11 protein-coding genes are annotated in these 12,431 nt (G+C 57.0%); 8 read left to right on the top strand and 3 right to left on the bottom strand.

Annotated features, from left to right (window positions below):
* Window positions 1–4 precede the first annotated feature (4 nt).
* Window positions 5–1,108 carry a 3-deoxy-7-phosphoheptulonate synthase AroG gene (gene aroG, locus AOB54_08930; GenBank protein WVN41588.1) on the top strand — a complete coding sequence of 368 codons (1,104 nt, stop codon included), beginning with the start codon at window positions 5–7 and terminating at the stop codon, window positions 1,106–1,108.
* Window positions 1,109–1,132: 24 nt separating this feature from the next.
* On the opposite strand, the gene AOB54_08925 is transcribed toward aroG, so the two are convergent.
* Window positions 1,133–1,693, bottom strand: coding sequence for a cob(I)yrinic acid a,c-diamide adenosyltransferase (locus tag AOB54_08925; GenBank protein ID WVN42817.1), 561 nt, complete (start codon window positions 1,691–1,693; stop codon window positions 1,133–1,135).
* 150 nt (window positions 1,694–1,843) lie between these two features.
* On the opposite strand from AOB54_08925, the gene AOB54_08920 reads away from it, so the two are divergent.
* From AOB54_08920 to glcF, 3 genes are read left to right on the top strand one after another with little or no spacing between them, the layout of a single operon-like run.
* Complete coding sequence (locus tag AOB54_08920) at window positions 1,844–3,307, top strand: FAD-linked oxidase C-terminal domain-containing protein (protein WVN42816.1); 1,464 nt, start codon at window positions 1,844–1,846, stop codon at window positions 3,305–3,307.
* 9 nt (window positions 3,308–3,316) lie between these two features.
* The gene (glcE, locus tag AOB54_08915) at window positions 3,317–4,441 is read left to right on the top strand and encodes a glycolate oxidase subunit GlcE (protein ID WVN41587.1); all 1,125 of its coding nucleotides are present in this window, start codon (window positions 3,317–3,319) and stop codon (window positions 4,439–4,441) included.
* Window positions 4,442–4,491: 50 nt separating this feature from the next.
* Window positions 4,492–5,742: a glycolate oxidase subunit GlcF gene (gene glcF, locus AOB54_08910; GenBank protein WVN41586.1), complete on the top strand. Its 1,251-nt coding sequence runs from the start codon at window positions 4,492–4,494 to the stop codon at window positions 5,740–5,742.
* Here the strand turns inward: glcF and AOB54_08905 are convergent.
* Window positions 5,739–6,917: an anhydro-N-acetylmuramic acid kinase gene (locus AOB54_08905; GenBank protein ID WVN41585.1), complete on the bottom strand. Its 1,179-nt coding sequence runs from the start codon at window positions 6,915–6,917 to the stop codon at window positions 5,739–5,741. The genes glcF and AOB54_08905 overlap by 4 nt on opposite strands.
* Window positions 6,918–6,950: 33 nt before the next feature.
* The gene (locus tag AOB54_08900; GenBank protein ID WVN41584.1) at window positions 6,951–8,264 is read right to left on the bottom strand and encodes a M23 family metallopeptidase; all 1,314 of its coding nucleotides are present in this window, start codon (window positions 8,262–8,264) and stop codon (window positions 6,951–6,953) included.
* A gap of 148 nt (window positions 8,265–8,412) precedes the next feature.
* On the opposite strand from AOB54_08900, the gene tyrS reads away from it, so the two are divergent.
* The 4 genes from tyrS to nrdR are packed head-to-tail and all read left to right on the top strand — an operon-like array spanning window position 8,413 to window position 12,431.
* Window positions 8,413–9,594, top strand: coding sequence for a tyrosine--tRNA ligase (tyrS, locus tag AOB54_08895; protein WVN42815.1), 1,182 nt, complete (start codon window positions 8,413–8,415; stop codon window positions 9,592–9,594).
* Complete coding sequence (locus AOB54_08890) at window positions 9,591–10,646, top strand: COX15/CtaA family protein (protein ID WVN41583.1); 1,056 nt, start codon at window positions 9,591–9,593, stop codon at window positions 10,644–10,646. Before tyrS ends, AOB54_08890 begins: the two co-directional genes overlap by 4 nt.
* The gene (glyA, locus tag AOB54_08885; protein WVN41582.1) at window positions 10,639–11,883 is read left to right on the top strand and encodes a serine hydroxymethyltransferase; all 1,245 of its coding nucleotides are present in this window, start codon (window positions 10,639–10,641) and stop codon (window positions 11,881–11,883) included. Before AOB54_08890 ends, glyA begins: the two co-directional genes overlap by 8 nt.
* 44 nt (window positions 11,884–11,927) lie before the next feature.
* Window positions 11,928–12,431 carry a transcriptional regulator NrdR gene (gene nrdR, locus AOB54_08880; GenBank protein WVN41581.1) on the top strand — a complete coding sequence of 168 codons (504 nt, stop codon included), beginning with the start codon at window positions 11,928–11,930 and terminating at the stop codon, window positions 12,429–12,431.

Raw genomic sequence — 12,431 nt, 5'->3', positions numbered from 1 at the left:
ACCGATGGATACCAAAACAGCCCCTAAAACCCCGTCCCGCACGGACGATCTTCGCATTCGGCAAATCAAAGAACTTGCTCCCCCGGCGCATGTCATCCGCGAGTTTCCCATTACTGAGACTGCCGCCAATGTCGTGAGCGGCACGCGGGATGCCATCCACCGCATCCTGCATGAAATGGATGATCGGCTCTTGGTCATCATTGGCCCATGCTCCATTCATGACCCCAAGGCCGCAATGGATTACGCCCAGCGGCTTTTGAAGCAGCGTGAGCGCTATGCCGGTGAACTAGAAATTGTCATGCGGGTGTACTTTGAAAAACCCCGCACCACCGTTGGCTGGAAGGGCCTGATCAACGACCCAAAGCTCGACAACAGTTTCGACATCAATCTTGGCCTGCGAACCGCCCGCGAGCTCTTGCTCAACATCAATTCGCTTGGCCTGCCGGCTGGTACAGAGTTTTTGGACATGATCTCGCCGCAATACATTGCAGATCTGGTGTCGTGGGGCGCGATCGGTGCACGCACCACAGAATCACAGGTCCATCGCGAACTCGCCTCGGGGCTGTCGTGCCCGGTGGGATTCAAAAACGGCACCGACGGCAATCTGCGTATTGCGATTGATGCGATCAAGGCCGCTGCACATCCCCATCACTTCTTGTCGGTGACCAAGGGTGGTGTGTCTGCCATTGTGTCAACGGGTGGCAATGAAGACTGTCACGTGATTCTGCGTGGTGGCAAGGCACCCAACTTCGATGCAGCCAGTGTCGAGGCCGCTTGCAAAGAAGCAGCTGCGGCGAATATGGCCTGCCGACTCATGATCGACATGAGCCACGCCAACAGCAGCAAAAAGCCTGAAAACCAGCTGCCTGTGTCAGAAAACATTGCCCAACAGGTCGCTGGTGGCGATCACCGTATCTTCGGTGTCATGGTGGAGAGTCATTTGGTGGGTGGCCGCCAGGATCTTATCGCCGGTCAACCGCTGACTTACGGCCAGAGCATCACCGACGGCTGCATTGACTGGGAAGGCAGCATGAAGATTCTGGAAAACCTGGCCAACGCAGTCAAGGTTCGCCGGATCAAGGCCGAAGCTGCAGTCGCTGGTAATTAACTGCTGACCTCAGGCAGCGAGTTTTTACTTCCTGCCGCGCTGCCAGAGCACATCACTGCCGGGCCCGTTGCACTCGGGCCGGCGGTTAAGCACACGGGCAATCACAAACATCAGATCGGATAGTCGATTTAAGTATTGGGTGATTTCGTTGCGCACCGGCGATGCGGTGGTCAGATGGACCACGCTTCGCTCTGCGCGACGGGCAATGGTTCTGGATATATGGGCCAACGCAGAGGCCCGGCAGCCCCCCGGCAAAATAAATTCGGCCAGGCGTGGCAGCTTGGCATTCCAGTCGTTGATGGTCTGATCCAGCACCAAGAGACGATCCAGATTCAGTAGCTCATAGCCAGGAATAGAGAGCTCACCCCCGAGATCGAAAAGATCATGCTGAATCTCTGTCAGTAACGTGCGAATGTCGTCTGGCAGCGGTTCGGCCAAGAGTACGCCCAGGCTGCTATTCAGTTCATCGACATCGCCCATGGCACATACCCGGGCATGGTCTTTGGACACGCGTGTGCCGTCCCCAAGGCCGGTAATGCCATTGTCGCCAGTGCGTGTGGTGATGGTGGAGAGTCGATTGGCCATGAGAATCAAATGGTTCTTGGCGTTTTGGGCCAAGTCTTTCCTCTAAAATCGTCATTCTATTCGCTAAGTCCAACCATAAAGGCCACACCAATGAATGCGCCGCGCGAGCTTCACCTGGGTGAACTTCGTTTCTCGGATTTCACGCAACCCATGGATGCGTCCAAACGTGACGCCCTGATTCTCGAGTTGGCTGGGGTGCTGCCTGAGAAAAGTCTGCTCTCAACGCCCGAGGCCTTGCGGCCATATGAATGTGACGGCCTGGCCGGCTACCGGCAGGTGCCTGCGGCAGTGGTGTTGCCCACTGAGGAGTCTCAGGTCATTCAGATTTTAAAAATTGCCCATCGGTTAGATGTGCCCGTGGTGGCCCGTGGTGCGGGCACAGGATTGTCAGGCGGCGCGACGCCACACCGCGGTGGCTTGGTGTTGTCACTCGCGAAATTCAAAAATATTTTGTCGGTTGACCCGGTAGCCCGCACAGCACGTGTTCAACCCGGTGTGCGCAATCTGGCCATTTCCGAGGCTGCCGCGCCATTTAACTTGTATTACGCACCAGATCCGTCGTCGCAGATTGCCTGCTCGATTGGTGGCAATGTGGCTGAAAACTCTGGTGGTGTGCATTGCCTGAAATACGGTCTGACCGTCCATAACGTGCTGCGTGTTCGTGGCATCACGATCGAAGGCGATGTCATCGAGCTTGGTTCTGAAGCGCTCGACAGCCCGGGCTTGGATCTTTTGTCCGTGGTGGTCGGCTCCGAGGGCATGTTGGCGGTGGTCACAGAAGTCACGGTCAAACTGGTGCCCAAGCCACAGCTGGCCCGCGTGATCATGGCCTCATTTGATGATGTTGAGAAATCGGGCAATGCCGTGGCCAACCTGATCGCCGCTGGCATTATTCCTGCGGGCCTGGAGATGATGGACCAGAAAACCACGCGTGCGGTTGAAGAATTTGTACACGCTGGCTATGACTTAAATGCTCAGGCGATTTTGTTGTGTGAATCCGATGGCACACCCGAAGAGGTTGAAGAAGAGATCGGCCGCATGAAGGCGGTGCTTTCAAGCAGTGGCGCCACCGATTTGAAAGTCTCGGAGTCTGAAGAGCAGCGCCTGCGTTTCTGGTCCGGCAGAAAGAATGCGTTCCCTGCGGCCGGTCGAGTAGCAGCGGACTATTACTGTATGGATGGCACCATCCCGCGGCGCCGCCTTGGCGAGATGCTGCGTCGGATTGCCGAAATGGAACTGAAGTATGGCCTGGGCTGCATGAATGTCTTTCACGCCGGTGATGGCAATCTGCATCCGCTGATTTTGTTTGATGCGGCCAATCCTGGCGAATTCCATCGGGCCGAGTTATTTGGCGCCGAGATTTTGGAACTCTGCGTGGAATTCGGTGGCACGGTCACCGGAGAGCACGGCGTGGGCATAGAAAAAATCAACAGCATGTGCGTGCAGTTTTCGCCTGAAGAACGCATGAGCTTTTTTGCAGTGAAGCGGGCCTTTGATCCGGTGGGCTTGTTAAACCCTGGCAAGGCCATTCCAACCCTCTCGCGTTGTGCGGAATACGGAAAGATGCATGTCCACCGTGGCGCATTAAAGTTTCCCGAACTTCCGCGTTTCTAGCAGCCAATCATGAGCACAACAACACAAGCGCAAAGCGCGGATTGGCTGGCCAAGGCTGCCGATCTGATTCATCAAGCCCGCGCCAACAAAACCGCCTTGGCAATTCGTGGCCATGGCAGTAAAGATTTTTATGGCCAACCGCCTTTAGATTCGGCCACGGTCTTATCGACTGTGGATCATTCGGGTGTGGTGGATTACGACCCAACCGAGTTGGTGGTCGTGGTGAAGTCGGGCACCCCCATTGTTGAACTGGAATCGGTCCTGGCCGCGTCTCAACAGATGCTGGCCTTTGAACCACCGCGGTTTGACGGCAAGGGCACAGTGGGCGGCATGATGGCCACGGGGCTGTCGGGCCCACGCCGTATGTCGGCAGGTGCCGTGAAAGATTTTGTGTTGGGCATGACCGTCTTAGATGAACAGGCCACGCCCATGCGTTATGGCGGCACCGTCATGAAAAACGTGGCGGGCTATGACTTATCGCGTCTACACACTGGTGCCATGGGCACCCTCGGTTTGATTGTCGATGTTTCCATCAAGGTCTTGCCGCTACCGCCTGCCCAGGCGACCATCTCATTTGAAGTGTCGGCGGCCCAGTCGATTGAGTGGGTCAATGCCTGGGGCGGCCAACCCCTGCCGATCTCGGCCACGAGCTGGCATGACGGTGTCTTGATGGTCCGCCTGGCCGGCGCTGTCGCCGCAGTGAATAGCGCAATTGAAAAACTTGGCGGCCAAGTGGTGCCTCAAGCGCAGGCAGATGCATTTTGGCGCGCCCTTCGTGATCATGATCATGGGTTTTTTTCGGCCGGATCATCGGGATCGGGGGAGCATCTCTGGCGGCTGTCCTTGCCGTCGACCACCCCGCACCTGGCAGAGCTCGATGCACCACAGTGGATCGAGTGGGGTGGCGCATTGCGTTGGCTGAACACCAATGCGTCCGCAGAGCGCATCAGGGCCCTGGCCCGCCAACACGGTGGCCATGCCACCTTGTTTCGTGCCGCCAGCGACTCGGCCCGTGCTGAGATTGGAGCGTTTACCCAGGTCTCGCCCGCACTCATGAAGATTCATCAGCGGCTCAAACAAGAACTCGACAGCCACGGCATTTTTAATCCCGGACGGCTGTATTCCGGCCTGTGATGCAGTTGGTCACGCTACCGCACCCCACCAACGCGACGATCTGATTTCGAATGGAAACCACACTTGCCCCACGTTATGCCGGCACGGCCAAGGGCCGAATTGTCGAAGAAATTCTGCGTCGCTGTGTTCATTGCGGATTCTGTACCGCGACTTGTCCCACGTATCAGGTGCTAGGTGATGAGTTAGACGGCCCGCGTGGCCGCATCTACATGATCAAGCAGATGGTCGAGGGCGCGGATGTCACACGCGAGACCCAGATCCATCTGGACCGCTGTCTGACCTGTCGAAATTGTGAGACCACCTGTCCATCGGGCGTGGAATACGGCAAGCTCGTGGATGTTGGCCGAGAGATGGTGGAAGAGCGCGTGGCCCGCCCTGCGGGCGAACGTTTTATGCGCAACTTACTAAAGGCGGGGCTCACCTCATCTTGGTTTGCGCCTGCCATGCGTCTTGGCCAATCGGTGCGTGGCATCTTGCCCGCATCGGTGAAGGCCAAAGTGCCTGCCTATCGCGCACCGGGCCCCATTCCCACGCGGTCCCATGTCCGCCAGGTGATTCTGCTCAAGGGCTGTGTACAGCCCGCCATGCTGCCTGGTATTGATGCCGCCACACGTCGCGTTTTGGATGCACTGCTGATTCAGTCGCTGGTGATTGATGGTTCAGGCTGTTGCGGTGCTTTGAAGCATCATATGGCTGACGCCCAAGGCGGCCTTGCCGATGCCCGCAAAAACATTGATGCCTGGTGGCCGCTGGTGTCGCAGGGCAAGGTGGAAGCCATTGTTGCCAATGCCAGTGGCTGTGGCGTTATGGTGAAGGACTATGGCCATTTGTTTGCTGATGATGCCGCCTATGCAGAAAAGGCCGCGCGTATCAGTGCGATTGCGAAAGACCCCATCGAGTTGTTGGAAGCGCTGATTCCAGAGCTGCAGTCACAACTTCAAACTAATTCTGGGTCACGCAAGACATTGGGGGACCGGGTGGCCTTTCATCCCCCTTGCACATTGCAACACGGCCAGAAAATTCGCGGTGTGGTGGAGCGTTTGTTAGCCGCCTGTGGCGCCACATTGGTGCCGGTGGCCGATAGCCATTTGTGTTGTGGTTCTGCCGGAACGTATTCGGTATTGCAGCCCGAACTCTCGGGCGAGCTCAAGCAACGCAAAGTGTCGGCGCTCAATGCCCATCAGCCACAGGTGATTTTGTCGGCCAACGTGGGCTGCATTACCCACATTCAGTCTGGCACCGATGTGCCCGTTCGGCATTGGCTTGAGTGGGTGGATGAACGTCTTGGCCAAAGCCATTAAGCCGGCGTAATCGCCCCCAAGATTCGTGGGCCAAGTGCCCCCGTGACGTTGGGGCAGTTGCCAGGCAGTCCCGCCATGGTCTGTGCCGCAAGCCATGCAAATGCAGCGGCCTCAATGGCCTGCGGGGGCCATCCTGCGGCCTGAGTCGAGTCGAGTAAAAATTCTTGGCTGTGATCGGTATTGAATGCCGCGCTAAGCCGGCGCATCAGTTCGGTGTTGTGTACTCCACCACCACAGACCAGAATTCTTTGCGGACCACTGTGTTGGCCCAGCGATTGGGCCAGGCTTTTGCTCAGTGCATCAGCAATGGTTTGGGCGGTGAGTTGTGTGAGCGTTGCCTGAATGTCTTTGCTCGCCAATCTTGCCCATGCAGGCTGCTTCAGAAAGGCATTCAGCCAGTGGGCCCCGAAATGATCTCGGCCCGTACTCTTAGGCGGTGGGGCGCTAAAAAACGGATCGGCCAACATCGCTGTTAGCAATTCGTGATCGACATGGCCCGATGCGGCCCAGGCGCCTTGGTTGTCAAACGGTTGACCAAGGTGTCGCTGGGCCCAGTGATTGAGCAGCATATTGCCGGGGCCTGTATCAAACCCGATCAGGGTGTCGTTCAATACTGTGACGTTGGCGATACCGCCAATATTCAGTACTGCCCGAATATTCTGCTCGTGGCCAAAAATAGCCTGATGAAAGGCGGGCACCAGCGGCGCTCCTTGCCCGCCTGCTGCAATATCACGGCTACGAAAATCAGAGACCACGGTGATACCGGTGGTCTCTGCAATGCGGGCTGGGGCATTGAGCTGAATCGTGTACCCCAGCTGGGGCTGGTGACGAATGGTCTGGCCGTGTACGCCTGCGGCCACGATGTCTTGGCTGCGCAGACCATGAAGACTAATGGCCTCTAAGATGGTGCGGCCAATCGCATCGGCCAGGGCATTGGCAACGAGCGCCGCCCGGTGTAATTCATCGGCTCCGCTTATTTGTAGTTCTAGCATCGCTTCGGCCAGTGGGCCATCAAGTGGCCTGCTGTAGAGGCCGATCAGACGGATGCTTGGCGTGACGTGACCGAGTGTGACTTCATCGGCCATGCGAATGATCGCCACATCAATGGCGTCTAGGCTCGTGCCCGTCATCACCCCAATGAAATGCTGGGCCTGTGGTTTGCTGGGGGCGGTCATGGCGGGGGTGCTAATGGCAAGAGATCGTGTCGACTACTGTGTTTTCGCGGTGTTAACGCTGTCCAGTAGCGTTAAGCGATTGCGCAAATCTGCGGCAACCACCGCGAATTGTTTGAGTTCGTCACCCTTGAGCGTTGGCACCTGTGGGTTCTCTGCCAGAATGCGGCTTGGGTCCATGTGTCGGCCATTGACTTTAAATTCATAGTGCAGGTGTGGCCCCGTTGCCCAGCCCGTGGTGCCGACATAGCCAATCACGTCCCCCATCTGAACGTTTTTGCCTTTGGCAACGGCGGGTGAAAAGCTGCTTAAGTGGGCATACAGCGTGGAATAACGTTCGTTGTGTTTGATTTCCACGGTGTTGCCATAACCCGTGCTCCACCCTCGAAGGATCACCACGCCATCGGCCACGGCCCGCACGGGTGTGCCATGGGGTGCCGCATAGTCCACGCCACGGTGGGCCCTTGGGTCGCCAAATAATGGATGGAGCCGATAGGTCGTATAACCCGATGACATCCGCGTGTAGCGCAGAGGCGCGGCTAGAAAACCCCGGCGTACAGATTGGCCTTGCGCGTCGTAATAGTTGCCCTTGCCTGTAGTGGGATTTTCGAAATAAAGCGCCTCGTAAGTCTTGGTACCCGCTTCAAACCGGACTGCAATGAGCTTATAGGCCCCAATGTCCCGCCCGCCCACCAGTTGGTTTTCATAGATCACGCGAACAATGTCACCCGGATTGACCTGGCGCCGAAAGTCCAAATCGGATTCGAAGAGGGTCACCACCTGTTCGGTGATGGCGTCGGGTACGCCAGCCTCGTCCATGGCACCGAAGAAGGACCGGCCGACCTGCACCGAGCGATGTTCAATGCGGTTTTCGGCCCCCAGCCGGGCGCTTCGGGTGACATACTGGCCTTCGCCAGTGCGCTCCACGATCCAGGCATCCAGCCGATTGAGCAGTTGCAGCCGCAACAGCTTGCCATCTAAGTCGGTCCGCACCAGGGCGCTCTGGCCCACATTGCTGCGTAAAACCGCCTTGGTTCTGGTGTCTTTGTTGAGATAGTTCTTTGCTGCCGGGTCTTGAACACCTAGCCGCTCGAGCAGGGAATCGATGCTGTCCCCCTTGCGGACTTCGTCTTCGCGGGTGAGTTCCAGGCCGTGGACCGACAGCGCTGACACCTGGGCCGCAAGCCCCTGGGGCTGCAATTCCTGGCTGACCTGGGCCGACAACATGCGTGACTCTGCCTCGGAGAGGCCCGACAGCCCTAGGGTGGTCGTAAACGTCATGAAGATGCCGAAGACACCGGGAAGAATTGTCCACAGGCGCTCGGGCCTTGGAATGGAGAAGCGCGGCATAAGGGCTAAAATTCTAGCCTCTTACCGTCTTGCCCGTCCTGTCCAGCCTTTTGTGAGCCACCTTGTGAATCAAGCCTCTTTATCAGCTACTGCTGCCCCATCGGCGAATGCCCCTGCCTTGCCCCTGTCCGAGTCGGTTCAGCAGGCGATGGCCGTGGTTGCTCGCGGCTGTGAGGAGTTGCTTGTTGCGGACGAGTTCGCAGCAAAACTGGCCCGAAGCGAAAAGACCGGTACGCCCTTAAGAATCAAGCTGGGGCTAGACCCAACGGCCCCCGATCTGCATTTAGGCCACACGGTGGTGCTGAATAAATTGCGTCAGCTGCAAGATCTTGGCCACACCGTGATCTTTCTGGTGGGGGATTTCACGGCATTGATTGGGGACCCCACCGGCCGCAACGCCACCAGGCCACCGTTGACCGCCGAGGAAATCACGGCAAACGCCCAGACTTACTTCAATCAGGCCTCCATGGTGTTGGACCCAGACAAAACAGAGATCCGCCGAAATTCGGAGTGGTGCGATGCTCTGGGGGCACGGGGCATGATTCAACTGGCGGCCCGCTACACCGTGGCCCGCATGTTAGAGCGCGACGATTTCACCAAGCGCTACAAGGGCGGCGTTCCGATCTCGGTCCATGAATTTCTTTACCCCTTGGTCCAGGGCTACGACTCGGTCGCGCTGAAATCTGACCTAGAGCTTGGCGGCACCGATCAAAAGTTCAATCTGCTCGTGGGCCGCGAACTTCAGCGTGAATATGGCCAGGAGCCGCAGTGCATTCTGACCATGCCGCTGTTGGTTGGCCTAGACGGCGTTGAGAAGATGTCGAAGAGTAAGGGCAACTATGTCGGTATCTCAGAAAAGCCCTCCGAGATTTTCGGCAAGCTGATGTCGATTTCAGACGAGCTCATGTGGCAGTACTTTGAGCTGCTGTCGTTTCGGCCCCTGTCGCAGATTGCTGCACTCAAGGCCGAAGTCCAGGCCGGTCGAAATCCGCGCGATGTGAAAGTGGATCTGGCCATGGAGATCGTTGCCCGTTTTCATAGTCAGTCGGCCGCCCATCAGGCATTAGAAGACTTCGAGGCCCGCTTTAAGCAGGGCGCTATTCCTGATGACATTGCCCAGGTCTCGCTATCGGGTGCACCCGTGGGCATTGTGGCGGCGTTAAAGCAGGCGGCGCTTGCCCCATCCACATCCGAGGCGATTCGAAATATCGAGCAGGGTGGTGTTCGAATAGACGGCGAAAAAGTTGCGGATCGCAATCTGCGACTGGCCGCAGGAACTTATGTGTTGCAGGTTGGCAAGCGAAAATTTGCGCGGGTGACCATTACATGAGCCTAAGCAACCGCCTAGATCGCCGCGTCATGCGCGTGGGCCTGATCGCCGTGATCGCGGTGTATTTTTTAATTCTGGTGGGCGGCACGGTGCGGGCCACCGGCGCGGGCATGGGCTGCCCGGATTGGCCGCTTTGTTTCGGTCAGATTGTTCCGCCCACGCACGAAAGTCAGCTGCCAGCCAATTGGCGTGAAATCTATGCGGATCGCGGCTATGACAAGGCCCCCTTTGATGCCACCAAGACCTGGATTGAATACATCAATCGCCTAACCGGCGTGACCATTGGTTTTCTCATCATTGGCTTTGTATTTGTTGCAGCCCGCTTTCGAAAGATTGACCCGCCGGTCTTTTGGGTGGCGGTGTTGGGCCTTCTGGCCGTTGCGTTTAACGGGTGGCTGGGGTCAAAAGTCGTGGCCTCCAATCTTCGGCCGGTCATGATTTCTTTGCACATGGCAGGCGCCTTTTTTGTGCAGATGGCCTTGATTTATGCCACCACGCGTGCCGCACGTGAACGCTTTGCCCAGCAGATTCAGGGTGGGCTGCCCAACTGGTTTCGCCATTTGTTGCTCGCCACAATGCTGGCATTGATTGTGCAGATTGTGCTGGGGCTTCAGATTCGTGAAAGCGTGGATTGGATTGCCAAGACCGCAAGCGATGTGGAGCGAAATGAATGGATTCAGTTAGTGCCACAAATTTTTTATGTGCACCGCTCCTTTTCTTGGGTCATTTTGGCCCTGGCTGGTTTTCTCACTTACAAAGTTTTTAAGAGCCGTCTGCGCGGCACTGCTGTCGGCAAGGCGGCCTATGGGCTTGTGGGTTTAGTCACGTTTGAAATGTTGCTGGGTGGTGCCCTGAATCACTTGGGCTTTCCGGCAATCGCCCAGCCCGTACATCTGCTGGTGGCGCATCTCATCTTCGGTGTGCTCTGGTTCCAGTGGTGCGTGCTATCCGTGAGTCAGTATCGTTCCAATGAATCACTGGCAGCGCGTTCGCCCGCCGATACCCAATCTCAACCTGCTTCTCCATCTGCCAATAGGAATTCTTATGTTTGATCGCCAAGTCTCACTTACCCAAGTCGACCCCGATGTCGCTGCTGCGATTGCCGCTGAAAATGCGCGCCAGGAAGCCCACATTGAATTGATTGCCTCGGAAAACTACGCAAGCCCAGCGGTGATGGCGGCCCAGGGTTCGCAGCTCACCAACAAATACGCCGAAGGCTATCCTGGCAAGCGCTATTACGGCGGCTGTGAACATGTCGATGTCGTCGAGCAGTTGGCCATTGATCGATTGAAAAAACTCTACGGTGCCGATTGCGCCAATGTGCAGCCACACTCTGGCGCGCAGGCCAACCAGGCGGTGTTTCTTGCGTTTTTAAAACCTGGCGACACCATCATGGGCTTATCGCTGGCCGAAGGTGGCCACCTAACGCATGGCATGCCGCTCAATATGTCGGGCAAGTGGTTTAACGTGGTGCCCTATGGTTTAAACGCCAAGGAAGAGATTGATTATGACCGCATGGAGGCGCTCGCCCGCGAGCACAAGCCCAAGCTACTCATCGCTGGTGCATCGGCGTATGCCTTAAAGACAGATTGGGCCCGCTTTGCCAAAGTCGCCAAGGAAATTGGCGCCATCTTCATGGTGGACATGGCCCATTACTCTGGCCTGATTGCCGGTGGTGTGTATCCCAATCCGGTGCCGCATGCCGATGTGGTGACCTCCACCACCCACAAGAGTCTGCGTGGCCCACGTGGCGGCATCATCTTGATGAAGGCCGAGCACGAAAAGGCAATCAACAGCGCGGTGTTCCCTGGATTGCAGGGTGGCCCACTCATGCATGTGATCGCTGCAAAAGCAGTGGCCTTCGGCGAGGCATTAAAGCCTGAATTCAAAGTCTATTCGCAGAAAATTTTGGACAACGCCCAGGCCTTGTCTCAGGCCCTGGTGGCCCGCGGACTGCGTATTGTTTCTGGTCGCACGGAAAGTCACGTCATGCTGGTCGATCTTCGCGCCAAATCCATTACCGGCAAGGCTGCCGAAGCGGCTTTGGGCCAGGCCCACATCACGGTCAACAAAAACGCCATTCCCAACGACCCAGAAAAAGCCATGGTGACCAGCGGTATTCGCCTGGGCACACCCGCCTGTACCACCCGTGGTTTTGGCCCGCAGGAAATGACGCTGGTCGGCAATCTGATTGCCGATGTGCTCGAAGCACCTGAAGATGCTGCTGTGATTGCCCGAGTGCGTGGCCAGGTGGAAGCCTTAACGGCGCGCTTTCCGGTCTATCGTTAAGCCTCTGCCGGAACGCTCTTTATTACCTTAAATTCAACGCCATCATGAGATGCCCTGCCTGCGGATCGGAAGACACTCAGGTCACGGAGACCCGGGTGTCCGAAGATGGCGTTGAGATTCGCCGTCGCCGTCGTTGCCTGGCCTGTAGCCGCCGGTTTAAAACCGTTGAGCGCATTGAGTTGTCGCTGCCCTATGTTGTGAAGAAGAACGGCGCACGGCTGGAATTTGATGAGAAAAAGCTTCGTGCCAGTTTTTTATTGGCCCTGCGCAAACGGCCGGTATCGGCCGAGATTGTGGATGGTGCTGTTCGCCGCGTGGAAGAGCAGTTGGCTGCCAGTGGTGAGCGCGAGGTGGCATCACAGCGCATTGGCGAATTGGTGATGCACGAACTTAAAAAACTCGACAAGGTTGCCTACATTCGTTTTGCATCGGTGTATCGCAGCTTTCAAGACGTGGCCGAATTTCAGGACCTGGTCGCCGAGGTCAGCACAAAATCAAACGGCCGGTCAAACGGCAAAGGCCGCGCGAGCAAGGCCAGCAAAAAATAA

This window comes from beta proteobacterium MWH-UniP1, from assembly GCA_036362785.1.
In the GTDB taxonomy this organism is placed as follows: domain Bacteria; phylum Pseudomonadota; class Gammaproteobacteria; order Burkholderiales; family Burkholderiaceae_A; genus Lacustribacter.
This window is presented reverse-complemented; position numbering and strand designations above follow the sequence as displayed.